Origin of the sequence: Lysinibacillus sp. FW12, from assembly GCF_050817245.1 — a bacterium.
GTDB lineage: Bacteria > Bacillota > Bacilli > Bacillales_A > Planococcaceae > Lysinibacillus > Lysinibacillus irui.
Window position 1 is genome coordinate 876,398 of sequence record NZ_CP139094.1, and the last position, 23,961, is coordinate 900,358.

General features: G+C 39.0%; 23 protein-coding genes. 13 read left to right on the top strand and 10 right to left on the bottom strand.

Features of this window, described 5'->3' with window-relative positions; all coding sequences use genetic code 11:
- Positions 1-3 precede the first annotated feature (3 nt).
- Together SJW71_RS04520 and yhaM are read left to right on the top strand one after the other, a co-directional pair.
- Positions 4-2,892 (top strand): AAA family ATPase, encoded by a 2,889-nt coding sequence (locus tag SJW71_RS04520; RefSeq protein ID WP_429978523.1) that lies wholly within the window; start codon positions 4-6, stop codon positions 2,890-2,892.
- Entirely contained in the window at positions 2,889-3,824 is a 936-nt protein-coding gene (yhaM, locus tag SJW71_RS04525; protein WP_274794432.1) for a 3'-5' exoribonuclease YhaM, read from the top strand. The genes SJW71_RS04520 and yhaM overlap by 4 nt, the downstream gene beginning before the upstream one ends.
- Before the next feature lie 145 nt (positions 3,825-3,969).
- Here the strand turns inward: yhaM and SJW71_RS04530 are convergent, their stop codons facing one another.
- Positions 3,970-4,947: a peptidylprolyl isomerase gene (locus SJW71_RS04530; RefSeq protein ID WP_274794431.1), complete on the bottom strand. Its 978-nt coding sequence runs from the start codon at positions 4,945-4,947 to the stop codon at positions 3,970-3,972.
- A 143-nt stretch (positions 4,948-5,090) separates the two neighbouring features.
- Here SJW71_RS04530 and SJW71_RS04535 point away from each other — a divergent pair, with 143 nt between their 5' ends.
- Positions 5,091-5,195, top strand: a complete 105-nt coding sequence (locus tag SJW71_RS04535) for a YjcZ family sporulation protein (protein WP_274794430.1) — start codon at positions 5,091-5,093, stop codon at positions 5,193-5,195.
- A gap of 230 nt (positions 5,196-5,425) precedes the next feature.
- Here the strand turns inward: SJW71_RS04535 and SJW71_RS04540 are convergent, their stop codons facing one another.
- The 6 genes from SJW71_RS04540 to SJW71_RS04565 all read right to left on the bottom strand — a co-directional run bounded on the left by SJW71_RS04540 (position 5,426) and on the right by SJW71_RS04565 (position 8,760).
- The gene (locus tag SJW71_RS04540; protein WP_274794429.1) at positions 5,426-5,611 is read right to left on the bottom strand and encodes a hypothetical protein; all 186 of its coding nucleotides are present in this window, start codon (positions 5,609-5,611) and stop codon (positions 5,426-5,428) included.
- Positions 5,612-5,681: 70 nt separating this feature from the next.
- Positions 5,682-6,227: a DUF3267 domain-containing protein gene (locus SJW71_RS04545; RefSeq protein WP_274794428.1), complete on the bottom strand. Its 546-nt coding sequence runs from the start codon at positions 6,225-6,227 to the stop codon at positions 5,682-5,684.
- Positions 6,228-6,415: 188 nt separating this feature from the next.
- On the bottom strand, positions 6,416-6,976 hold the full coding sequence (locus tag SJW71_RS04550) for an HTH-type transcriptional regulator Hpr (protein WP_016992097.1): 561 nt from the start codon (positions 6,974-6,976) through the stop codon (positions 6,416-6,418).
- 158 nt (positions 6,977-7,134) lie between these two features.
- Entirely contained in the window at positions 7,135-7,530 is a 396-nt protein-coding gene (locus SJW71_RS04555; RefSeq protein ID WP_274794427.1) for a YtxH domain-containing protein, read from the bottom strand.
- Positions 7,531-7,663: 133 nt separating this feature from the next.
- The gene (locus tag SJW71_RS04560) at positions 7,664-8,200 is read right to left on the bottom strand and encodes a tryptophan transporter (RefSeq protein ID WP_431811781.1); all 537 of its coding nucleotides are present in this window, start codon (positions 8,198-8,200) and stop codon (positions 7,664-7,666) included.
- 146 nt (positions 8,201-8,346) lie between these two features.
- Positions 8,347-8,760 carry an HIT family protein gene (locus SJW71_RS04565; RefSeq protein ID WP_431811782.1) on the bottom strand — a complete coding sequence of 138 codons (414 nt, stop codon included), beginning with the start codon at positions 8,758-8,760 and terminating at the stop codon, positions 8,347-8,349.
- 104 nt (positions 8,761-8,864) lie between these two features.
- Here SJW71_RS04565 and SJW71_RS04570 point away from each other — a divergent pair, with 104 nt between their 5' ends.
- Together SJW71_RS04570 and SJW71_RS04575 are read left to right on the top strand one after the other, a co-directional pair.
- Positions 8,865-9,614, top strand: coding sequence for an ABC transporter ATP-binding protein (locus tag SJW71_RS04570; RefSeq protein WP_274794424.1), 750 nt, complete (start codon positions 8,865-8,867; stop codon positions 9,612-9,614).
- Positions 9,598-10,779, top strand: coding sequence for an ABC transporter permease (locus tag SJW71_RS04575; protein WP_274794423.1), 1,182 nt, complete (start codon positions 9,598-9,600; stop codon positions 10,777-10,779). The genes SJW71_RS04570 and SJW71_RS04575 overlap by 17 nt, the downstream gene beginning before the upstream one ends.
- 79 nt (positions 10,780-10,858) lie before the next feature.
- Here SJW71_RS04575 and SJW71_RS04580 read toward each other — a convergent pair whose 3' ends face one another.
- Positions 10,859-11,377, bottom strand: coding sequence for an antibiotic biosynthesis monooxygenase family protein (locus SJW71_RS04580; protein WP_274794422.1), 519 nt, complete (start codon positions 11,375-11,377; stop codon positions 10,859-10,861).
- 286 nt (positions 11,378-11,663) lie between these two features.
- Here SJW71_RS04580 and hemE point away from each other — a divergent pair, with 286 nt between their 5' ends.
- The 3 genes from hemE (at position 11,664) to hemY (ending at position 15,219) form a co-directional block, all read left to right on the top strand.
- Positions 11,664-12,713, top strand: a complete 1,050-nt coding sequence (hemE, locus tag SJW71_RS04585) for a uroporphyrinogen decarboxylase (RefSeq protein WP_431811783.1) — start codon at positions 11,664-11,666, stop codon at positions 12,711-12,713.
- A gap of 146 nt (positions 12,714-12,859) precedes the next feature.
- Positions 12,860-13,780 (top strand): ferrochelatase, encoded by a 921-nt coding sequence (hemH, locus tag SJW71_RS04590; protein WP_431811784.1) that lies wholly within the window; start codon positions 12,860-12,862, stop codon positions 13,778-13,780.
- A gap of 14 nt (positions 13,781-13,794) precedes the next feature.
- Entirely contained in the window at positions 13,795-15,219 is a 1,425-nt protein-coding gene (hemY, locus tag SJW71_RS04595; protein ID WP_312507335.1) for a protoporphyrinogen oxidase, read from the top strand.
- Between the two features lie 146 nt (positions 15,220-15,365).
- On the opposite strand, the gene SJW71_RS04600 is transcribed toward hemY, so the two are convergent.
- Positions 15,366-18,251 (bottom strand): beta strand repeat-containing protein, encoded by a 2,886-nt coding sequence (locus SJW71_RS04600; protein ID WP_431811785.1) that lies wholly within the window; start codon positions 18,249-18,251, stop codon positions 15,366-15,368.
- A gap of 188 nt (positions 18,252-18,439) precedes the next feature.
- Positions 18,440-19,525, bottom strand: a complete 1,086-nt coding sequence (locus tag SJW71_RS04605) for a glycosyltransferase (RefSeq protein ID WP_431811786.1) — start codon at positions 19,523-19,525, stop codon at positions 18,440-18,442.
- A 177-nt stretch (positions 19,526-19,702) separates the two neighbouring features.
- Here SJW71_RS04605 and SJW71_RS04610 point away from each other — a divergent pair, with 177 nt between their 5' ends.
- From SJW71_RS04610 to SJW71_RS04630, 5 genes are all read left to right on the top strand, one after another.
- A complete protein-coding gene (locus tag SJW71_RS04610) occupies positions 19,703-20,671 on the top strand; it encodes a YncE family protein (protein ID WP_431811787.1) in 969 nt (322 codons plus the stop codon).
- Positions 20,671-21,354 carry a response regulator transcription factor gene (locus SJW71_RS04615; RefSeq protein WP_274797378.1) on the top strand — a complete coding sequence of 228 codons (684 nt, stop codon included), beginning with the start codon at positions 20,671-20,673 and terminating at the stop codon, positions 21,352-21,354. The genes SJW71_RS04610 and SJW71_RS04615 overlap by 1 nt, the downstream gene beginning before the upstream one ends.
- Positions 21,351-22,739 (top strand): sensor histidine kinase, encoded by a 1,389-nt coding sequence (locus SJW71_RS04620; RefSeq protein ID WP_431811788.1) that lies wholly within the window; start codon positions 21,351-21,353, stop codon positions 22,737-22,739. The genes SJW71_RS04615 and SJW71_RS04620 overlap by 4 nt, the downstream gene beginning before the upstream one ends.
- Positions 22,740-22,742: 3 nt before the next feature.
- Positions 22,743-23,267 (top strand): FixH family protein, encoded by a 525-nt coding sequence (locus SJW71_RS04625; protein ID WP_431811789.1) that lies wholly within the window; start codon positions 22,743-22,745, stop codon positions 23,265-23,267.
- 120 nt (positions 23,268-23,387) lie between these two features.
- Positions 23,388-23,960 (top strand): TetR/AcrR family transcriptional regulator, encoded by a 573-nt coding sequence (locus tag SJW71_RS04630; protein WP_431811790.1) that lies wholly within the window; start codon positions 23,388-23,390, stop codon positions 23,958-23,960.
- Position 23,961: the final 1 nt, after the last annotated feature.

Genomic DNA, 23,961 nt, shown 5'->3' on the forward strand with positions numbered 1-23,961 from the left:
CACATGCTGACAATACAAAAAATCCAAATTTATGGCTTTGGTAAGCATGAAAATATGACCATTTCGTTAAGCGATGGTGTTACCATTTTTTATGGATTAAATGAAGCGGGAAAAACAACAATTCAGCAATTTATTCTACAAATGCTTTTTGGTTTCCCCACGAGGCAGCAGACACAGCGCAAATATGAACCAAAAGCTTCGACAAAGTATGGTGGTCAGCTGATACTCAAGCATCCGATTTATGGCCAATGTACCATTGAACGTGTGAAAGGGAAGGCAACGGGCGATGTTACTGTCTTTTTAGAGGATGGTACAACTGGACAAGAGGAACTGTTAGCAAAACTATTATATGGCTATTCAAGAGCCAGCTTTGAGTCTATTTTTTCATTTTCATTACATGAGCTACAAGGGATTGAGAAAATGTCAGAGGAGGAACTAACACATTTGCTACTAGCCTCTGGTACGACAGGTATTCAACATTTATCGACCCTTGAGAAGAAAATGGATAAAGAGGCAAATGAATTATTTAGGAAAACCGGTAAAGTTCCAGTAATTAATCAAAAAATAGAGCATTTAAAGCAGCTTGAACGAACGATTAAACAGGAACAAGGGAAAATTCAAACCTTTGAAGATAAATTAAAGCAGCTACAACTCCTAGAGCAAAATTTAGAGCGGCTTTATGAGACACAAAAAATGCAACAACAACAGTGGCAACAGCTAACTATACAAAAACAAGCACTACCTCTAATGAAGCAGCAACAGGCTTTGCAACAAACTTTAGCCAACTATCAAGATATACAATTTCCACCAGAAGGTATTAGACGATATGAACAGTTAAAAGATCGACTAATGCATGAAAACCAACAGCTGTTGCAATTAAAAGAGCAATTTCAAACGTTACAAGATAAAGTACTAGCATCAGTGAATGAGCAAACGGTTAATGAGATGGCTCGCCTTATACAAAAAGAGGCAACCTGGCATCAATTGCTGGTGAAGGTGCAAAATTTACAAGATGATCTCTTTATGCTTGAACAAGAAATGGAAGCACAGTTTCGTTTATTAGGCGTTCAAGAAAAAGAGGAACAGGAAAATCTTCTTGGGGAGACTGTTTCACTTCAGCAGGAACAGCAGTTTCAATTTCAATTAAGTAAGCTGCAGGATGCAGAGGAGGAGCTTAAGTTTCATTTACGATCCCTTGAACAAATACATCTAGAAATAGATGCAATTGCTAAACAAAAGCAACGGATTGTACAGGAATCATTAACAAGTGAAGAAGAACATATTTTAGCACAGTGGCCCCAGCAAAAACGAAGGCTTGAGCAATTACGTGCTGCTAAGTCACTACGAAATAAGCAAACACAACCTTTGTATTTTATCTGGCTTATACTACTAATTGGTTTATTGTCATTTGCTTATGGAGTGTTTGAAAAGAATGTGGTTGTGATCATTGTCGGAGCATTTTTGTCATTGCTTAGCATTTTGTATATGAGACATAGTAAACAAGCAGAGGAGCCTATAAATAAAGAGCAAAGTTATCTCCTACGAGAGTTAGAACAAGAAGAAATGACAGTACAAGCTGTGCTATTAAAAAAGCAACGATATGAGGATCGTTGGTTACATGTCAATGAACAGCAAAAAGAAAAAGAACAGCAATACGTTCAACTTGAATATAAAATTCAACAAGCAGAGTTAGAGAGTGAAGAGGCCACACAGGCACTTCAGCTTTTTTTAAAGCGTTATCGATTACAAGGATCAATAGCCAGAACTTTAATGCCTGAGTTATTTATGCGAATTCGTGGCGTTCAAGAGCTTGCAGCAAAAAGGAATAGTACACTGAGCCTTCTACAAGAAGCTCAGATGGAAAAGAACAGTATTTATGAACAGCTCCAACAGGTCTTAGATGGAGCCTACAATGAACATGAAATATATATGTATTTACGAACAGCCTACCTGGAAGCACAAAAGCATCAACAACAAGTACAACAAACGAAGGACCAGTTAGCCAGCCTTAAAATAAAACTAGAGGGTGGCCAATCTAGAATTGACCAATATACATCTGAAATAGCTCTGTTATTTAGTGAGGCACAAGTGCAAAACGAGCAAGCTTATTATGAAATATATGAACAGTTTGAGCAACAAAGAAAAATCATAGCAGAATTGCAAACGGTTCAAGCACAATTGGCTTCACTCAACCTGCCACAGCAAGAAAATCTGATGGAGGATTCTATTATAGAAGCTCTACATGCTTTGGAACTGGAGCAAAGCTCGTTACAGCAAGAGATAGACAAATGTCTTGAACACCGTGCTTCATTGCTTATTGAAAAAGAGCAGCTATTAAATGATGAAAAGTATGGGCAATTACTTCAACAGTTTGAGCAGGAGAAAACAGAATTACAGCAGCTGATTGAGCAATGGGCAACTAAAAAGGCTGTAGCTACTGCCATTCATGAAGCATTATTCCGCCTTCGAGAAGAAAAATTACCTCATGTTCTTTCGAAGGTGAATGCGATATTCAGTTTACTGACAGGTGGACGATATGAGAGAATTTCGATTCATGATGAAGGCTATTTTGTTGCACAAGATGTTGCAGGAATACGTTACCAAATGATTGAATTGTCACAGGCGACAAAAGAGCAAGCCTATATTGCATTACGTATGGCCCTTGCAAAAACACTGATGGACTCTGCCCCATTTCCAATCATTATGGACGATCCATTTGTCCATTTTGATCGAAACCGTACAGACAAAATGGTACAATTGATGAAAGAAGTAGGATATGAACGTCAAATTTTATATTTTACTTGTCATGACGCAATGCTCGAACATTGGCAGAAAGAGCAAATTGTCGATATCGGAGCACTAGCAAATGAAAGGGGAGTGGCGTCAACATGAAAGGGATTACGACGCTTCAAGTTGGAGAAGCAGTAGATCAATTTTTATTGATAAAACAAGCGACAAAAGGTGTTACAACCGTTGGAAAGCCATTTATGTCGCTATTATTACAAGATAAAAGTGGGGATATTGAGGCAAAATTATGGGACACGAATGAGGATCATGAAAAAATGTATCATGCTGAAGCGATTGTGCGTGTTGGCGGAGAGATTCATGACTATAGAGGAAAAAATCAATTACGTATTAAATCGATACGTGTTGCAAAGCCAGAGGAAGGAATCGCAATTCATGATTTAGTTCCCTCCTCAGCAACGCCCAAAGAACAACTATATGAAGAATTGACACAATTTTTCTTTGATATTAAAAATCCAAATATCTCACGTATTACGAGAGCAGCTATTAAAAAGCATCAGGATGCTATTTTAGTCTTCCCAGCAGCAACGAAAAACCATCATGACTATGCATCTGGTTTATTAGATCATATGGTATCTATGCTAAAACTAGGTAAAGCGATTGCCGATTTATATCCAACGCTTAATCGCGATTTATTATATGCAGGAATTATTTTGCATGACATAGGCAAGGTTGTAGAGTTATCTGGTCCAGTTGCCACGATGTATACAGTTGAAGGTAATTTATTAGGACACATTACGATTATGGTGAATGAAATTGCTAAAATTGCTAGTGAACTTGAAATTGATGGGGAAGAAGTCATGCTATTACAACATATGGTTCTGTCTCATCATGGAAAAGAAGAGTGGGGTAGCCCGAAAAAACCTATGCTCCAAGAAGCGGAAATCTTGCACTATATTGATAACATAGATGCAAAAATGAATATGCTCACAAGGGCATTAGGGAAAACAGCTCCAGGGGAATTTACAGAGCGACTCTTCCCGCTGGATAACCGCTCGTTCTATAAACCAACTATATAGAAAAAGTAAATTCATATAGATAGTAGTTCAAAAACGGTCTTCAGGCATAAAGAATAATGCAAAAAGAAAGGGAGCATCTGAAAAATCAGATGCTCCTTTTCGCTGAGGATACTGTCATTATAAGATGAACTAATATTTATCCAGACTATTTAGATTCCTTGTCAGTATCTTCTGCTTTGTCTTCAGAATCTTTAGCAGCATTATCTTCTGCTTTTTTAGCTGCTTCTTCAGCCGCTTTGGCTTGTTCTTCACTTGTTGTTGTAAAGAATTTAAGTGATTCTTTTAAATCTTTATCTGATGTTTTCACATCTGCATCTTTTGCCATTTTTGCAACGATGTCTTTTAAAATCGTTTGCGCTTCACCAGTTTGGTTTAGCTTGTTTATCATTGTTGAACGGATGTTGTCTTCTTCATCTTTAAATTCACCAACACCTTTTACGTCACGCTTGTCCGTAATTTCAATAACATGATATCCAAAGCTTGATTTTACTGGCTCGCTTAATGTATTTAATTCAAGAGCGTAAGCAGCATCGTTAAATTCATCAACCATTGAACCAACAGAGAACCATCCAAGCTCTCCACCGTTTTTCGCAGAACCTGTATCTGTAGAATATTCTTTCGCTACATCAGCAAATTTAGCACCGCCTTTAATTTTTGCAATGACTTCTTTCGCTGTTTTCTCATCTGCTACTAAAATATGACGACCATTTAGTTCTGTTTTCATTTGTTCGTAGTATTTTTTCACATCTTCTTCTTTAATTGCTTGATCTTTTAAAGCTTTTTCTTGAAGAAGCTGAACACGTAAAGAATCTTTAAAGCCTTGTTCTGTTAAACCACTTTCAGCAAGTGCTTGTGTAAAGCCATCACCAAATTGTGATGCTGTAGTGTCGTAAGCTTCTTTAATTTCTTTATCTGTTACCTCATATTTGTCAGCTAAAACTTTTTCAGTCACAAGTTGTTGCATTACATATGAGCCTGTTAAAGCTTTTGCCTTTTCATTAAAATCAGCTACTGATATATCGCCCACTTTAGAAGTAACGATTGCTTTGCTATCTCCGCCGCTACAAGCACCAAGAGCTAATACAGAAGCAGCTAAAGTTAAAGATAAAACTGTTTTTTTCATAGTGGATATTCTCTCCTAACATGGTTTCGTCCATTTTTTACTATAACATAAACGTTTTAAAAACAAAATGGTTCCCCCTTGAGTATTGCCTATATTTCAAATTTTGAAGCGCATAGGATATAGAAAAGAAAGGGGGTGAAGTTATGGGCAACGGAGGATACGGTGGCGGTGGCTACGGCTCAGGCTTTGCTTTATTAGTTGTGTTATTTATTTTATTAATTATTGTTGGCGCAGCGTACCTATACTAATTAATAAAACAGTGAAAAGCTAAGAGCTCAACTCTTAGCTTTTCTTAACAATGGTAGACATTCGCGCCGCAAGCTTAGTTCTACCAAATTTATTGGTTAGAAAAAGTTGTTGCATGGGGGGCTCAACTTATTTTGAGTGTGCGGACGAACGCGGATGTCTTTCAATTTATTTTGTCAATGTTTTGAACCGATATGGATGCCTTTACGCCGAGGCGTAAAGGATACTTCCATTAAACTGCATATAAAATTTCCACATAAAATGAGACAAGTAAAATGGTAATTAGTATATTTATAGTTCGGAATATTTTTGGTTGGTTTTCTTCGGGAATTTCACGTCGCATGCATAAAGCATATGTCATGCGATTAATTTGAAATAAATAGAATACCGAGAATAGAACTACAATCATTAATAGCAAGTCTATTCCTCCCCTCTTTCAATAGTAATAGCATAACAAAGAACGCCAATAAAAAACAAGTACAAGCATTTTAGTGAACAGTTGGTGGAACTAAAATTTCATAGCCTTTAGGTGTTTCTTCTATTTGGGAGTTTTTAGGTGAATTTAGTAAGTATTTCACGTAAAGGATATCAATCAAACATAAACTACAGTGATAAGCTAACAGCAATGTTCCGTAGTGTGTATAGGCTGGTAATAGCCAAGTTCCTACTATAATACTTGTGTTTAGAACGATAAAAGGCGTAAGTAATGCTAAGATGTAACGATTTTTAGATAAAGGTTCACGAATTCGCATATGCAAAACAGGAATTATATAAAATTGGGTACGTACACGTAATTTTAAATGCTGGCGCAAATCATATAGTGCAAGAAAGTGCAAAAATTTATGAACTGGATAAAGAGTGAGTACAGCAATTACAAAAAGCCAGAATAACCGATCTGTGTAATGCTCTTCGTTAAATAAATTAAACATTACATATGAAACAGAAAAGACCAATAGAAAAGTAATAACACCCATTATAATAATACGCGTCGTACCATAATGATGTTCTAAGTTTAAAATTTTCCAACAATGCATGGTTTTATATCAACTCCAAAATAGGAAGTGTCCTATTTAATGTAAATTGAATTATGTTAGAATGCAAGAAAAAGGAGGTACTTCAGAAATATTTCTGAAATACCTCCTTTCACATGATTTACATTCGAATGAGCAGGAATACTAAATCGTTCATCCAGAAAAAATTACGAGTAGTTTGAAGCTTCGTCCTATCCCTTTACAGGTGTTCTTTCTTCTAGCGTGTCAAAGGAATCACGGAAATGTTGGAAGGAGCGTTCGAAAATATCGATGAAATCCTCGCCATAAATATTGCGAATAACAGCCATTACATCTAAAAAATCTGGGAAACGGCCATATAAATCTTTTAAGGCAAGGGATCCCTCCAGTACGGAATGATACGTATTATGGTAGTTCTTATTCATCTCTACAATAAGCTCTGTACCAGCTTCAGTAAGCTCAACATACGTATTTCGTTTATCGTCATCACGCTTCGAAAACTTAAGGAAGCCACGCTCTTCTAATTTTTTGGAGAAGTTAAATGCTGTAGAAACATGCATCACTCCGAATTTTGCTACATCAGAAATGGAAGCCCCTTTTAAATGATAAGAAATCCATAAAATATGGTGTTCATTAATATTTAAATCATAGGGTTTAATCCATTGTTGCCAATCCTTTTCAACCGCTTTCCATAGCGCCTTTGATAATTGTGCGATTCTTTGACTATAAAGCATCGCTTCTTTTTGTGTGTATAATTCCTCTGACAAAGCCATCACCTACTGCTTTCTTTCACATTTTTAAAAATATTATAGCAGTAAAGAGAAAAAAGTTTAAAGTTAGAAAAATTAAAAAATTGAAAAGTGGTTAAAAAATAATATTATAGCAATAATTTTTGGTAAAAAAATAGATTTTTAACTGCTTTGAAAGGACTTTAGTCGCTAACTTTTTCTTGCGGTTTTTTCTTGTTTTCGGTGATTTGTGCAATGTTTTTCTCGATTTCGCTAATCGAATTCTGTAAAGCATCTAATTCTTGTTGTAAATTATTTTTCGTTGGTTCGATTTCTTCAGTAAAAGTTGTGATTGTTTGCTTTAAATCATTTATTATTTGTGGGATATTATTTTTCACTTCATTTGTTAAAGTATTGACCGAGTGCTTAACAGTCCCTACTTGTTGTTTTACATCAAGGAGCATACCTTTTGTTTGGTCAAGATTTTGTTTAAGAGTAGCACGTACTTGTTGCCCTGATTGTGGTGTTGAGAAAAGCACAGCGATTGTCCCACCTATAATCCCTGTTGTTAGTCCAAGTAAAAATGGTTTTGCTTTCATATTGTTTACCTCATTTCTAGTCATGTTTATCTACTATTAAACCATGAAATGCCCGAATACAAAAAGAAAAAAGAAACTAAACGAGTGATTTACTATCACGGTTTAGTTTCTTTTGATTATTTAAAGTGAGTATTTATGAAATTTGAGAAATAGCTGTATTGAATTTAGAGCGCTTTACTAATTTTGCGACAATTGGATAAATGACAGCAAAAGCAACGACGTTAAATGCAACAGCTGGCAGGACAACGCCAATAAATAGCATTGTAAAGGTTGCACCGACATTTGCATTGAATACAAAAAGCGCGACGCTTAAAAATACAGTTCCTGATAGAATAGTACCTAAACCAACTAAAACAGCAGAAAAAGCGAAATGACTTGCCATTTTTTTTAGAATCAATAAACAGGCTAAAAATACAAAGCCTGTAACAGCTTTATCGATAATATTCGGGACAAGACCTGCTGGGAATGTTGTAAATAAACCTGAAAGTACACCTGTTGAAAGTGATAGTAAGAACGTTTCTTTCACAGTCGGGAACAATAATATTCCAATAAACATCATTGTTAACATGAAATCAGGTTTCATACCATTTACCATTCCTGGTGTAACCACATAAAGGGCTGCACCGACACCAACTAATAGTGCCATTAAAACTAAATTCTTCGTATTCATTTGAATCTCTCCTCAGCTAAGCTAATCTATTTGTCACCTAACGTGTCCTCCTGACCGTTAGCGAAACTTATTTGTGATTGTACGCTAAAATGTTTCTATTTGCAATACAATATTCTGAATCTTTTTGTGTTAAAAATTCCAATCCTTTACAGATTCGCTTTAATACTTTCTGCTACTTCAGCTAACTGCTCTGTTGAATATTTTTGCGTTTGCCAAATTAGGCCAAGCCCTTCTTTTTCGTCGTAACGCGGAATAAAATGTAAGTGGTAGTGGAAAACAGTCTGTCCAGCTGCAGCGCCATTATTATTAATCGTATTCAAACCAATCGGCTGAAATGCTACTTTAATAGCATTGGCGATTTTTGGTGCAACAGCATATAGATTACGTGCCACTTCCTCTGGCATTTCAAATAGATCTTGGCAGTGATGCTTTGGTATTAATAATGTGTGGCCTTTAGCAACAGGTGAAATATCTGTAAAGGCATAGACATGGTCATCCTCGTAGATTTTTGTACTTGGAATGGATCCATCGATAATTTTGCAGAATAGGCAATCGCTCATGAGAATTTCCCCCTTAACGTATGTGTAAATACATTCTATCATACTCAAACCTGTATCATTTGCTAATTTTTGATAAAATATAAAACAAGAAGAGGAGTGAGGATATGTCAGTATTAGAGGTACAGCATGTGACGGGTGGATATACTAGAAAACCTGTTATTAAAGATTTATCTTTTACTATTGGAAAAGGGGAATTAGTTGGCTTAATCGGTTTAAATGGAGCTGGTAAAAGTACAACAATTAAACATATTATAGGAACAATGTTACCAAAGGAAGGGGACATTCGACTAAACGGGGTAACATTAAAGGAAGATACGGACAAGTATCGAACAGCCTTTTCCTATATTCCCGAAACCCCTGTGCTATATGATGAGCTTACATTAAGAGAGCATTTAGAGTTAACAGCGATGGCATATGGTATTGATAAGGCAACCCTTGATGCTCGTTCAGAGGTGCTATTAAAAGAATTTCGAATGGAGAAAAGATTAAATTGGTTCCCTTCGCATTTTTCAAAGGGAATGCGTCAAAAAGTCATGATTATGTGTGCCTTTTTAGTGAATCCAAGTCTTTATATTATTGATGAGCCTTTTGTGGGCTTAGATCCCCTAGGTATTCAATCATTATTAGACCAGATGGATGAAAAGAAAAAAGAAGGTGCTTCTATATTAATGTCTACACACATACTATCGACAGCTGAAAAGCATTGTGATCGAATTATTTTATTGCACGAAGGAAGAGTTCGAGCGCAGGGAACAATGGCTGATTTACGCAAATCGTTTGCAATGCCGAATGCGACATTGGACGATCTCTATATTGCCATGACAAAGGAGCGGGACCATGAAGAACTTGCGTGATGTATGGTCCTCTCGCTTCATGCATTATATAGGAGAAGTACAAAAATATATGCAATTTATATTTACAGGGCATATTGCGATTGTACTTGTTTTTCTTATTGGAGCTGGGGGCTATCAATATAGTGAATGGCTGAAAGTTGTACAAACAGACTTTCCAGCAGAAATCATCATTGCTCTAATCGTAGGGATTTTATTGGCCTTTAGCCGCCCTACTACGCTCTTGAGAGAGCCAGACCAAGTATACCTATTGCCTTTAGAATCAAAAATATCACAGTATTTTAATAAGGCATTGGCTTGGACTTATTGGTCTCAAGTGTGGATAGTAGCGATTGTCTATATTGTTTGTATTCCATTATTAAAAGCAGTAACGGAATTAACAACGATCGACATATGGACTGTATTTTTACTTGTCATTGTTTTGAAATATATAAGTGTTCAAGGAGAATTCAACTATCGTTATAGTGAACGAGGCAATATGGTCTGGGTGGACAGGCTTATTCGAGCTATCGTATTTGCAGCTGCAATCTATTTGGGACTCCATGCTCAGCTCCTATTAGCAGTAGTCGTTACAGTTATCAGCGTTATTTATATCATTGTCTTTAGAAAAAAATCGACCGGTGAACCTGTGCCTTATGAACATTTTGTAAAGCTTGAACAGAATCGTATGATGAGCTTTTACCGTTTTGCTAATTATTTTACAGACGTACCCCATTTACATGGAAGCATCCGTCGCCGTAGTTGGATGGACTGGCTCTATAAATTTGTACCATACGGTAAGGGCAATGCTCAAAAGTATCTGGTATTTCGTACCTTTGTTCGAACAGATGACCATTTCTATTTATGGCTTCGTCTTACAGCTATTTCAGCAATCATTGCTGCATTTGTAGACATTCCTGTCGTTACATGGATTGCTGCTGGTGCACTGAGCTTTGCGACAACCATTCAGTTAAAGCAAGCATTACTATCAAGCGGTGAATTTCGAATGGATATGCTCTATCCATTACCCGATAATGCCCGTCCATTAGCTGTGAAGCAGGTTGTGCGTTTAGCAATGATTACACAAGCTATTATTGTGGGCTTATGTGCCATGACACAACCAATGTTTTATATTACTGTCATCGTTGTTTTGGTTATTAGTGAATTGACATCGAAGGTTTCTAAGTAGAATAGAATACTATTGATAAATTAAAAAGCTCATTCACCCAATGCTATTGTTGGATAAATGAGCTTTTAATTATTTAGGCTTATTGTGAATCTTCTTCCTTCGGTATTGCGCTATAGGTTGTTACATAAGAAGCTGCTGAAAAGATGTTCTGCTGGCGTACTCCAGTTGAATCATCTTTTTTAGCATGGGCATTTTCAAAGGCTTTAGAACTCTTCCATGCTTCAAATGAATGTGGCCCATTCCATTGTGTCATGACAATGTAAGTATCACTCTTGATGGGTCTTAATAAACGGAAGGCAACAAAGCCCGGCTCCTCCTCAATGGCTCGCGAACGCTCTAAAAAGCGGTGTTCGAATACAGGACGTCCCTCGTCTGTCACAGGAATATTATTAAAAACAAAGAAGCCTCGTTCCTCTAGGTCATTTACTGAATCCAAAACTTCGAATTTACGAGGCGTTGCAAACACTGTTTTTCCTTCTGTTTCATGTATCAAGACAGAGTTTCCGTCTCCGTGGATTAAGATCATATGCTCATTTGGATACTTATTTTTTACCTGTTCTAAAAAATCACCAGTACCAGAAGTTAAATAAATATACATCAATTTATCCCCCTTATGAATCTTATTAATTATAGCGTGATTATACCCTTTTAAGCATAAGTCTAACGCTTTGACCAAAAAGAATCTGCCGAGAAAGAACAATTTTATGACATTTCACTAGGAAAACTATACAATAACAGAGGAAGCGTTTACTATTGGAAACGGATATCAATAATAAAGGAATAAACAAGACATTTTTAACTTGATTCACCAAATATTTTTTGTACCGAAAGTGAAACAACAGGTATAAAGGAGAAAAATGATTTTTTGAGGGGAAGGAAATTTCATGACAACTTTTAATGATACACTTCTGCGAGCTGCACGTGGAGAAAGGACAGCACACACGCCAGTATGGTATATGCGTCAGGCAGGACGTTCACAGCCAGAATACCGTGCTATAAAAGAAAAATATTCCTTAGAGGAAATTACACATCAACCTGAGCTATGTGCGTATGTCACTCGTCTACCTGTAGAAAATTACAATGTCGATGCTGCTATTTTATACAAAGATATTGTCACACCTCTTCCTGGCATTGGGATAGATGTAAAAATCAAAGCAGGCGTTGGTCCTGTTATTTCAAATCCTATTCGTTCAGTTGCGGATGTAGAAAAATTAGGTGAATTTAATGCTAAAGAGCATACACCCTTTGTATTAGAAACGATTAAGTTGCTGACAGAAGAGCAATTAAATGTTCCTTTAATCGGTTTTGCTGGCGCACCATTTACACTTGCAAGCTACATGATTGAAGGCGGTCCGTCAAAAAACTATAATAAAACAAAATCATTTATGGTATCAGAACCTCAAGCATGGTTTGCATTAATGGATAAACTAGCTGATATGATTATTGCAGATGTAACTGCTCAAATTAAAGCGGGTGCAAAAGCAATACAAGTCTTCGATTCTTGGGTTGGTGCATTAAATGTTGAAGATTACCGTGTGTTTATAAAACCAATTATGACGCGAATTTTTGCAGAGTTGCAAAAAGAAAATGTGCCATTAATTCAATTTGGTGTCGGTGCTAGCCATTTAGCAAAAGAATGGAATGATTTACCGATTGATGTTGTTGGCTTAGACTGGCGTTTACCTATTAAAGAGGCACGTGCAAATGGCATTACAAAACCTGTTCAAGGTAACTTAGACCCATCTCTATTACTTGCGGATTGGTCTGTTATTGAAAAAAGAGCCAAAGATATTATTGACCAAGGCTTAGAAATGCCAGGACATATTTTTAACCTGGGGCATGGAGTTTTCCCAGAAGTAGATCCAGATGTATTAAAACGTCTGACTACATTTATTCATGAGTATAGTGCACAGCAAATTCAAGCACGTTCCTAATAACAAACAAATTAAATGTGAAAATCCCTTTTCTATGGATGAATGATTTTATCATAGAAAGGGAGCTGTCCAATATGAAAGACTGGGCAGCTTCTTTTTATCACATAATGTATAAAATATAAAACAATTTTTGAGGTGAATGGGTAATGAAAGAAGTTAAAGGCTTATTGGTAATGGCATACGGAACACCTTATAAAGAAGAAGATATCGAACCTTACTATACACATATTCGTCATGGCCGCAAACCTTCTGAAGAGCATTTAGAAGATCTTCGTAGCCGCTATGAAGCAATTGGTGGTTTATCACCATTAGCAGCAGCAACACAGGCACAAGCTGAAGCTTTATGTGCACGGTTAAATGAAGTTCAAGATACAGTGGAATATAAATTGTTTATTGGTTTAAAGCATATTCATCCATTTATTGAAGATGCAGTTGAGCAAATGGTGGCAGAGGGCATCAAAGAAGCGGTTTCTATTGTTTTAGCTCCTCATTTCTCTACGTTCTCTATTAAATCCTATAACGGTCGTGCTGTAGAGGCGGCAGGTGATCGTTTAACGATTACTTCTGTAGAGTCTTGGTACGATGAGCCAAAATTCATCGAGTATTGGAAACAACAAGTGAATGCTACGTTTGAGTCTATGTCTGAGGAAGAACGTGAAAAAGCATGTTTAATCGTGTCAGCACATTCACTTCCTGAAAAGATTAAAGATTTAGGAGATCCTTATGAGGATCAATTAATCGAAACAGCTCGACTTATTCAAGAAGCAACAGGTTTAAAAAATGTTGAGGTGGGCTGGCAATCAGCAGGGCAAACACCAGAGCCTTGGATTGGTCCAGATGTCCAAGACTTAACTCGTGAACTATTTGAAGAAAAAGGTTACCGTTCATTTGTTTATACACCAGTAGGTTTTGTAACGGAGCATTTAGAAGTATTATATGATAATGATTTTGAGTGTAAAGTTGTTTGTGATGAACTTGACGCAAAATACTATCGCCCAGCGATGCCAAATACACACCCATTATTTATCGATGCGATGGTAGATGCAATTCATAAAAAATTAAGCTAAGCGAAAAGAAAGTGATGATGTTGGTGACTCAGAAAAGACGAAAGGTAGTTGTCATAGGCGCTGGCATTACAGGCCTTACAGCTGCGTTCTATATGCAAAAAGAAGCAAGCGCAAAAGAATTGCCATTAGATATCGTACTTGTCGAGTCGTCATTACGTCTTGGCGGAAAAATTCAAACATTGAGAAAAGATGGTTTTATTATTGAGCGCGGGCCAGAATCTTTTTTTGATCGTGAAAACTATGTTAGTGCTTTAGCAAAGGATCTCGGTATCGAGCAGAAAATACAAACGAGTAATGCAGGACCGACTTATGTTGCAGTAGGTAGCCAGTTATACCCTATTCCTAGTCAACTTTTATCTGGAGAAACGCCTCATATCTCGTCATTCATAACATCAGGGTTATTTTCACTTAGCGGAAAAGTGCGTGCTGCGGGGGATTTTTTCATTCCCCGTTCAGCACAAGATGACGATCAACCGTTAGGTGCCTTTTTTAGAAGAAGATTTGGTGCAGAGATCGTGGAAAACTTAGTAGAACCTTTACTGGCAGGTACATTTGCAGGTGATATCGAGCAATTAAGTATGAGCTCCACTTTCCCGCAGCTTTACAGTTTAGAGCAAAAATATCGTAGCTTACTAATCGGCATGAAAAAGGCAGGAACAAATTTCTTAAGCAATCATTTGATTGATGAAAATAAAGGGATTTTTCAGACCTTTAGTAATGGCCTTGAAACACTGATTGAAAGTATAGAAGAATCACTACTTCCAGGGACAGTTATGAAGGGTGTGAAAGTGGAGGAAATTGAACATGGCAAGGACGGAACCGTTCAAGTGATGTTAAACAATTTTTCCCATATAAAAGCAGATGCTGTTATTATCGCTACACCATTTAATGTGGCAGAAAAAATGTTTAGTAAGCATAGTCTGTTAAATGAATTAGGGACGATGAAGGCAGCAACCATTGCAACTGTCACAATGGCCTTTAAAAAGGAACAGCTTGGCGATTTGGATGCACTTTCTTTTTATGTCTCTCGAAATAGTGATTTTTCAATTACTTCTTGTACTTGGATGAACCGAAAATGGCCAGGTACCTCTCCAGACGATTATGTATTATTACGTAGCTATATTGGGCGTGTTGGAGACGAAGCCATTGTAGCATTATCTGATACTGAAATAGAAAAAACTGTACTTCAGGATTTAAATAAAACCATTGGGGTAAATGGCGAACCAATGATGACAGTAGTAACTCGTTGGAAAAATGCAATGCCACAATATACAGTAGGACATGAAGCCAAGGTCCAGCGAATAAAACAGGAATTGTATGAACATTTTCCAACTGTAAAACTTGCAGGAAGCTCATTTGAAGGAATATCTATACCAGAATGTGTGCAGCAAGGGAAACATATTGCAGAAGATGTGGTAAGGGAAATGTTTCAGCAATAAAAAGAAATAGTACAAAACATGAGCTATCAATGTTTGTACTATTTTTTTATGTATGTTTTGAATGATGAATAAGAAATAGCAAACTAATATAGATAGTTTGCTATTTCGATTACTAATTGCTTTAAAAAGCTAATAGATAATTAGACTTAAGATATTCGATGACATGACCAAACGATACCACCGGAGTTAGCTCCACCTAGCGTAAGTCCAATTGTCAAACCATTGGCTTCATAGAACAAGTCAATTGTATCCCCAGCTACTAATTCTACTTCACCTGCCAAAGTGATAGTACCATTTCCAAGTATTGCACGTAAAGTTAATACCAGTGCGACGTTTACATTCAATACAGGGAACAAGCCGCTAATTAGATTTGTTGTTGCATTTCTTCGTATTGCAAATGAAGGATTGATTCCACCCCCTAAAGTAACACTAATGGCCGCAGTAGTAGAGTAATTTATAGTTGCTTCAAAGGAGTATCTTCCTGTAGTTGGTACAGTGAAAATCCCCGTTGCTGGATTAAAAGCAGGCGTTGTAAAGTAAGGTGATGCTACACTCCAGTCAGCAATAGAGGTAGAAGCATTAACAGTTAGTGTGTTTTTAAATGCTGAGAATCCTTCGGTAAGCGCAGGTCCAGTAGCACCAGTAGCCCCAGTAGGTCCAGTAGGTCCAGTCACACCAGCAGGTCCAATGGCACCAGTAGCCCCGGTAGCGCCAGTTACGCCAGTAGGTCCAATATCACCAGTAGCGCCAGTAGGTCCAGGTACGCCGGCAGGTCCAATAGCGCCAGTAGGCCCAGTCACGCCAGTAGGCCCAGTCACGCCAGTAGGTCCGATCTCACCAATAGCGCCAGTAGGTCCAGTTACGCCAGCAGGCCCAATCGCTCCGGTAGCCCCAGTAGGTCCAGTCACGCCGGCAGGCCCGATATCGCCAGTAGCCCCAGTAGGCCCAGTCACGCCGGCAGGTCCGATCTCACCAGTAGCGCCAGTAGGTCCAGTTACGCCAGCAAGCCCAATCGCTCCGGTAGCCCCAGTAGGCCCAGTCACGCCGGCAAGTCCAGTAGCCCCAGTAGGTCCAGTCACACCAGCAGGCCCAATCGCTCCGGTAGCCCCAGTAGCACCAGTAATGCCGGCAGGTCCAATGGCACCAGTAGGTCCAGTTACGCCAGCAGGCCCAATCGCTCCGGTAGCCCCAGTCACGCCGGCAGGTCCAATAGCGCCAGTAGGCCCAGTCACGCCGGCAGGTCCAATAGCGCCAGTAGGCCCAGTCACGCCGGCAGGTCCAGTAGCACCAGTCGAACCAGTAGCACCAGTAATGCCGGCAGGTCCAATGGCACCAGTAGCCCCAGTCACGCCAGTAGGTCCGATCTCACCAATAGCGCCAGTAGGTCCAGTTACGCCGGCAGGTCCGATCTCACCAGTAGCCCCAGTAGGTCCAGTTACGCCAGCAAGCCCAATCGCTCCGGTAGCCCCAGTAGGCCCAGTCACGCCGGCAGGTCCAATAGCGCCAGTAGGCCCAGTCACGCCGGCAGGCCCAATGGCACCAGTAGGTCCAGTTACGCCAGTAGGTCCGATCTCACCAGTAGGTCCAGTCACGCCCACAGGCCCAATTGCGCCAGTAGGTCCAGTTACGCCAGTAGGTCCAGTCACGCCCGCAGGTCCAATCGCTCCGGTAGCCCCAGTAGGCCCAGTCACGCCGGCAGGTCCAGTAGCACCAGTCGAACCAGTAGCACCAGTAATGCCGGCAGGTCCAATGGCACCAGTAGCCCCAGTCACGCCAGTAGGTCCGATCTCACCAGTAGCGCCAGTAGGTCCAGTAGCACCAGTCGAACCAGTAGCACCAGTAATGCCGGCAGGCCCGATATCGCCAGTAGGCCCAGTAGGCCCAGTAGGCCCAGTAGCCCCAGTAGGCCCAGTCACGCCGGCAGGTCCGATCTCACCAGTAGCGCCAGTAGGTCCAGTTACGCCAGCCGGTCCAATAGCGCCAGTAGGCCCAGTCACGCCGGCAGGTCCAGTAGCCCCAGTAGCACCAGTAATGCCGGCAGGTCCGATGGCACCAGTAGGTCCAGTTACGCCAGTAGGTCCGATCTCACCAATAGCGCCAGTAGGTCCAGTTACGCCAGCAGGTCCAATCGCTCCGGTAGCCCCAGTAGACCCAGTCACGCCGGCAGGTCCAGTAGCACCAGTCGAACCAGTAGCCCCAGTAGGTCCAGTTACGCCAGCAGGTCCAATCGCTCCGGTAGCCCCAGTAGGCCCAGTCACGCCGGCAGGCCCGATATCGCCAGTAGCCCCAGTAGGCCCAGTCACGCCCGCAGGTCCAGTAGCACCAGTAGCACCAGTCGAACCAGTAGCACCAGTCGAACCAGTAGCACCAGTAATGCCGGCAGGTCCAATGGCACCAGTAGCCCCAGTCACGCCCGCAGGCCCAATCGCTCCGGTAGCCCCAGTAGGCCCAGTCACGCCGGTAGGCCCAATGGCACCAGTAGGCCCAGTCACGCCGGCAGGCCCAATGGCACCAGTAGGTCCAGTTACGCCAGTAGGTCCGATCTCACCAGTAGCGCCAGTAGCCCCAGTAGCGCCAGCCGGTCCAATTGCCCCAGTAGGCCCAGTCATGCCGGCAGGTCCAATCGCTCCGGTAGCCCCAGTAGGCCCAGTCACGCCGGCAGGCCCGATACCGCCAGTAGCCCCAGTAACGCCAGTAGCCCCAGTAGCGCCAGCCGGTCCAATTGCACCAGTAGGTCCAGTCACGCCGGCAGGTCCAGTCACGCCGGCAGGTCCAGTAGCCCCAGTAGCCCCAGTAGCCCCAGTAGCCCCAGTAGCCCCAGTAGCCCCAGTAGCCCCAGTAGCCCCTGTAACACCTGTAACACCTGTAACACCTGTCATACCCGTAGGTCCAGTTGGTCCTGTAATACATCCAGTAGGTCCGGTAGGTTTTACCGGCCAAATTGGACAACCTGGTATAGGCCCTGTTTTACAACAACAGGGAAAGGAATGGCATTTATTACAAACTCGATCTAGAAATTTCCCAAAATGCATAGTTTCACCTCCTCTCTCAAGTATCGTATTCTGTGAATGAGAGAGGAGGTAGACACATAACTACTTATTCCCTTTAAAACATAGAGTTATTTTTAAAACTTCGAGAGTTATTTTTAACAGCATGTATTCTACTAGAATGCTTAGCTACAATTTGCCTAAATTTCTTAAGTTAGAGTATCTAGTGTAATTTAGATATCGTCTAGTCCATTAGCTAAAATACTTTCGAAATACCTTTTATTGTGTAAAATTTTAGGGTCATTCGGAATGAAGGAGCTAGCTAATTCATTGTGTGCGTTTGCTAATTCGTATTGTTGCAAACGGTCATAAAGCACACAAAGCTGTAAGTGGGGGAGCCAAGTAGTATAGCTTTTATTTTGAAAAGGAGCGTTTGGTTTTTGTTTAATGACAAGTGCTTGTTCGTACCAAAAAATGGCTTCATCATTTCTATTTTGCTCCATGAAATGATAACCTAATCGGCAGCAAGCTTCAGGGCGAGGTACATCATATTCAAAGCTTCGTAAAATAGCACTGAAGTTGTTTTCAGTATCGTTTAAATGAGAAAAGCAATCTGCTAATTTGAAACAAGCTCGAATATTATCTTCCACCCAGCCTAATTTTGAGGTTAAAAATAATTCGTAATAATGAATGGCTTCTTCATAATAACCATGATCTAGTAATTCATTGGCAAAATAAAATGTATCTCGTGGTGATAATGTTTCTCCAGATTCGACTAGTTGTTTATAAATCTCAATATTACGTGTATGATCATGCGTTAATGGTAAGTGACTTACGGCGACATCACTATCAAACAGCATACCACCCACTTCTAAATATTCATGCACTGCTCCAATCCACTGAAATTTCTTATCTCTTCTTACAAGGCGATATCTTCTTATTAAGGCGTCTACATTACCTTCATGATCAAAACTTAAATGATAATTCATTGAAATAGCATCAATATCAGAAGTCAGAGATTCTTTTAGCGCCTTAAATTTTTCTCGATCTTCCTCTAATAAAACATCGTCCGCATCTAGCCAGAGAATATATTCCTTTGTTGCTTGCTGAAAGGAAAAGTTCCGTGCAGCTGCAAAATGATGAATCCATTTAAAGTCAAAAATTCGATCTGTAAATTGTGCAACGACTTGTTTCGTGCTATCCGTTGAGCCCGTATCAACGATATTAATTTCATCTACTAAATCTTTAACGGATTCAAGACATCTACCAATAACATCTTCTTCATTTTTTACAATCATACATAAGCTGATGGAAATCATGTTATACCTCCTTACCATTATCTTAGTACTATATGTAACAAAGAAAAAATTGGTTAGATGATTGAACGGAGGGAATCGACGCAAAAAATGTGAAATGTATTTTTATGGTTTGTCATAAATTCACCTTCCAAGTTTCACCCGAATTTCACAATTGTGAAGTATAGTAGAGGGGCAGAGGTGATAAAGTTGAAAAAATGGGCATTCTTCATTTTTTCGTTACTACAAATAATATGGTTAGCGGGTTGCGCTGAAAAATCATATGAACCCATTGAGAGAGATCGAAATTTTATAGCTTCATTAAACATACAAGAACCATCATTAGATTTTATTGATGAGGATGGGAATGTTTTTGCAACATGGTTATTTGATAAAGCTTATTCAGGGGCAATACTATTAGGAAATGATCAAGTATTATTGTATGGACACCAATTAAATAATATTGACGTCTATACAATATCAACCGGAGAAAAGCTCTATTCAAAAAAAGTAGAGATAGGTACAACAAATGTATACTATGATGACAACATCCAACAATTTTTTATAACAAATAGTAAAACCAATACAGTGACAAGCTTTGATCGAGAAGGAAATGAGCTTGGTTCACAGCAGCTTGGCAATTATCCTATGTCTATGGCATCGTATAAAGATAAACTGTATGTTATAAATTTTAAAGATACAAAATTATCGGTGTTAAATATGAAGGATTTGTCCATTGAACAGGAATGGCCCATTCAAAAATCCTCACATGGAATAGCCATTCTTGAAGAAGCACATGAGCTGTGGATTGGTGGACATGGAGAAGGCAGTAAGCCAAATAGTTCTGTTAAAAAATATGATTTATCTACTGGCCAACTGCATGGAGAGATTGACATGCCTCTGATGCCTGTAGGATTAAAAAAGACAAAAGATGCTGTCCTTGTTGTTAGTCATGGTCATAATGAGTTATATGTTGCTAGTTTTGATGGCCAGATCAAATGGCATCAAGAGGTTGGCGCAAATCCATTTGTAGTAAACCAGTTTAAAAACTATATTGTTGTCGCTGGCTATGATGATCATACATTGTACTTTATAAAGGACGGCCAGAAGGAAAAAACAGTTGATGTAGGAAAAGGTGCTTTTCAGCTGTTAGTAAGGGAGGAACAATGATGACAACTGTATTAATAGTCGATGATGAGCAGGATATGCGTAAATTAATAGAAATGATGCTCAATAACTCTGATATTGAGACATTTACAGCCGCAAATGGTACAGAGGCATATGATGTGATCGTACGAGAAAAAATTGATTTAGTATTGCTCGATGTCATGATGCCCCATGAGGATGGCTTTGTTGTTTGTCAAAGTATTCGTGCGATGTCCAATGTACCGATTATTTTTCTAACAGCACGTGATGCCAATGAGGATAAGGTAAAAGGCCTTACACTTGGTGGAGATGACTATATAGTTAAGCCATTTACACATGATGAACTTGTAGCAAGGATTTATGCTGTTTTAAGAAGAAGTGGGGCGAATATTACAGAGCTACAGCAAAAGTACGTAATTTTTGGTCCTATTAAAATAGACGAGATTGCACGTAAAGTATCTGTTGATGGTAAGAGTATTCCACTTACTTTAAAGGAATTTGAATTGTTGCATTTATTTATGAAAAATCCGGGTAATGCCTATACAAGAGAGCAATTATTAGAACGTATTTGGGATATTGATTATGTAGGTGGTACGCGCACCGTTGATACCCATATCAAAACTTTACGAATAAAGCTTGGAAAGGATGCGGCTGCGCATATTCAAACCGTTTGGGGAGTGGGCTACCGCTTTGATCCTGGCGAATGAAAAAGATTGCTACTCGCATTTGGTTGTTGATTTTCGCATTTCTCATCATTACCGTTGTATTTATGTACGTTCTCACAAATTTTTTGTATCAACGTTTATATGTCCAAGATACTGAAGAGACAATGGTGGAAGTTGGCTTGAAGCTACAGACAATGTATAACAATGGCAAGGTTACGGATGAATTTATTGCAGATATTGAACAATTTAACGATTATTCAAATTTAAATATATTTGCAGTAAGAAATCCTCGGGAGTTAAGTGCCTGTGTTCCGTTTGATATAGATTATGAGACACTGATTGGACCAGAAGAAAGACAGAAATTATTATCAGGAAAATACGTGCAAAAAATTGGCTATGAGCCCAGGTTTGATCGACAACTAATTTCAGTAGTGATACCACTCGTTGATCAAAATCGATTAGAGGGTATTATTTATATTTACTTCCCGCTAGCTAAAATTAGTGAGTTAGCTAATAGTGGAGTTATTCTCCTGTTCATTAGTGCCTTTATATTTTTAGTGGTAGCTAGCTATTTGATTTATAAAGGTATTCGACATATTATGCGACCATTAAACGATTTACAACGTGCAGTAGAACAGATGTCCCACGGGAATTATGAGACACGTGTACCTGTCAATTCACGGGATGAAATCGGTAAATTATCTAGTACCTTTAATAAAATGGCAGAGTCGATTCAGCTAGAGGATGAAGCCCAAAAAACATTTCTGGCAACAGTTTCGCATGAATTACGGACACCAATAAGCTATGTTAAAGGCTATAGTGAAGCTATGCAAAATGGCATTATTACAGAAAGCAAAAAAGAAGAAACTATTCAGTTGATTGTCCGTGAGGCGAATCGAATGGAGAGGTTAACAAACGAATTACTTCAACTAGCAAGAACAGAAAATGAACAAACCGACATTGCTTTATATCCTATTCCGCTTGGTGAGACTTTAAGGGAAGTTCAAAAAATACTAACACATCAAGCAGATAAAAAGAACATAACATTACATGTGGATGTAGATGATGCGCTAATTATTGAAGCTGATGAAGTAAAGCTAAAGCAAATTTTTATTAACATTATTGAAAATGCGATTAATTACTCACATGAAAATTCTATTGTGGAAATTGTTGCTGTTGAAAAGACGGGGAGTGCACTCATTACCATTAAGGATTATGGTATCGGTATCCCGTCCGAGGATTTAGCACATGTCACAGAGCGATTTTATCGAGTTAACAAAGCAAGGAGTCGTGCAGACGGTGGTAGTGGATTAGGATTATCCATTGTTGAGCAGCTACTAAAGCAGTTACAGGGATCGTTAGAAATTGAAAGTGTTGTAGAAAAAGGCACAACTGTTAAGATACAGTTGCCATTAATGGAGGATTAAAAGATGAAAAGATGGTTATTCGCACTAATTGCAGTACCTACATTATTAGTAGGATGTGGAGAAAAAAAAGAGGCTTTACCAGAACCAGAAGTGCCGCAAATTCCAGATGTAGAAATTTTAACACCAAAAGAAGTATCGCTTAATGAAACAATTGAGCTGGCAGCACATGTAGAACAAGGTGGGCAAAATGTTGATGATGCTGTGGTAGAGTTTGAGGTTTGGGAATCAGGGAAACGTGATGAAGGACAAATGATTAATGGGAAATTAGAAAAAGATGGTGTTTATAAAGCATCGACAACATTTGATCATGACGGTGTTTACTATATGTATGCACATACTACAGCAAACGGTGTTCATAATATGCCAAAGCAACAAATTATTGCTGGAAGCCCTGATATGACACAGGTTTTACCAGAGGATGAAAAATCCAATAACAGCATTGATAATAACATGATGAATCATAGTAATAATTCGTCAGATAATACAGAACATGATGACGAAAAAAAAGATGAAAAAAATCATCATTAAATGCTTGCTTTTTTTATAAAATAGGAATATGATAATGACCAGATGACCGAAATGGTTTTCTGGTCATTTTTATGAAGTGTACGTTAGATGTACATAACCCAACAAGAAAGGATGTTACTAATGGATCGTAGGCAGGAAATTATTGAAGCAGCTGCAAAGTCTTTTACATTGTTTGGCTACAAGGCTACGACGATGGAGCAAGTGGCGAAAATTGCCAATGTCGGTAAAGGTACGATTTATACATTCTTTGCAAATAAAGAAATTTTATTTCAAGAGATTGCAATGTCACTTGTACGTGAAATGAAGGCGGAAGCGGATGCAGTGTTGGATGCATCAGCAAGCTTTATGGATAATGCGCATAATGCTTTAATGAAAATGCTACAGTTCCGTGAAAAACATCTTTTATTTGCAAAGCTTATCGAAGAAGAAAAAGAATTACGAACACCAGCTGTTAAACAGGTGCTACTACAGATAGAGACAGAAATTTTATCGTATGTTGCAGAGTTAATACAAAGACGTATTAATAAAGGTGAAATTAGAGAATGTGACGCAGAGCTTGTTAGTTACTTATTGTTAAAGGCATATCTTGCTTTTGTTGTCGATTGGCATGAGTTACACGGTGATGTGATTCCTGAAGAGAGGATTCTTAATCTTTTTAAGGAAACCATTTTTCGAGGCTTAATTGTAAATTGAT

Coding starts and splice junctions, on each gene's coding strand:
- SJW71_RS04565 (WP_431811782.1), bottom strand. CDS start 8,760: ATGAGCGATTGCCTATTCTGCAAAATTATCGATGGATCCATTCCAAGT.
- SJW71_RS04555 (WP_274794427.1), bottom strand. CDS start 7,530: ATGAAAGCAAAACCATTTTTACTTGGACTAACAACAGGGATTATAGGT.
- SJW71_RS04560 (WP_431811781.1), bottom strand. CDS start 8,200: ATGAATACGAAGAATTTAGTTTTAATGGCACTATTAGTTGGTGTCGGT.
- SJW71_RS04620 (WP_431811788.1), top strand. CDS start 21,351: ATGAAAAAGATTGCTACTCGCATTTGGTTGTTGATTTTCGCATTTCTC.
- SJW71_RS04580 (WP_274794422.1), bottom strand. CDS start 11,377: ATGTATATTTATTTAACTTCTGGTACTGGTGATTTTTTAGAACAGGTA.
- hemH (WP_431811784.1), top strand. CDS start 12,860: ATGAAAGAAGTTAAAGGCTTATTGGTAATGGCATACGGAACACCTTAT.
- SJW71_RS04605 (WP_431811786.1), bottom strand. CDS start 19,525: ATGATTTCCATCAGCTTATGTATGATTGTAAAAAATGAAGAAGATGTT.
- SJW71_RS04545 (WP_274794428.1), bottom strand. CDS start 6,227: ATGCATTGTTGGAAAATTTTAAACTTAGAACATCATTATGGTACGACG.
- SJW71_RS04535 (WP_274794430.1), top strand. CDS start 5,091: ATGGGCAACGGAGGATACGGTGGCGGTGGCTACGGCTCAGGCTTTGCT.
- SJW71_RS04520 (WP_429978523.1), top strand. CDS start 4: ATGCTGACAATACAAAAAATCCAAATTTATGGCTTTGGTAAGCATGAA.
- yhaM (WP_274794432.1), top strand. CDS start 2,889: ATGAAAGGGATTACGACGCTTCAAGTTGGAGAAGCAGTAGATCAATTT.
- SJW71_RS04600 (WP_431811785.1), bottom strand. CDS start 18,251: ATGCATTTTGGGAAATTTCTAGATCGAGTTTGTAATAAATGCCATTCC.
- SJW71_RS04570 (WP_274794424.1), top strand. CDS start 8,865: ATGTCAGTATTAGAGGTACAGCATGTGACGGGTGGATATACTAGAAAA.
- SJW71_RS04550 (WP_016992097.1), bottom strand. CDS start 6,976: ATGGCTTTGTCAGAGGAATTATACACACAAAAAGAAGCGATGCTTTAT.
- SJW71_RS04615 (WP_274797378.1), top strand. CDS start 20,671: ATGACAACTGTATTAATAGTCGATGATGAGCAGGATATGCGTAAATTA.
- hemE (WP_431811783.1), top strand. CDS start 11,664: ATGACAACTTTTAATGATACACTTCTGCGAGCTGCACGTGGAGAAAGG.
- SJW71_RS04630 (WP_431811790.1), top strand. CDS start 23,388: ATGGATCGTAGGCAGGAAATTATTGAAGCAGCTGCAAAGTCTTTTACA.
- SJW71_RS04530 (WP_274794431.1), bottom strand. CDS start 4,947: ATGAAAAAAACAGTTTTATCTTTAACTTTAGCTGCTTCTGTATTAGCT.
- hemY (WP_312507335.1), top strand. CDS start 13,795: ATGATGTTGGTGACTCAGAAAAGACGAAAGGTAGTTGTCATAGGCGCT.
- SJW71_RS04625 (WP_431811789.1), top strand. CDS start 22,743: ATGAAAAGATGGTTATTCGCACTAATTGCAGTACCTACATTATTAGTA.
- SJW71_RS04575 (WP_274794423.1), top strand. CDS start 9,598: ATGAAGAACTTGCGTGATGTATGGTCCTCTCGCTTCATGCATTATATA.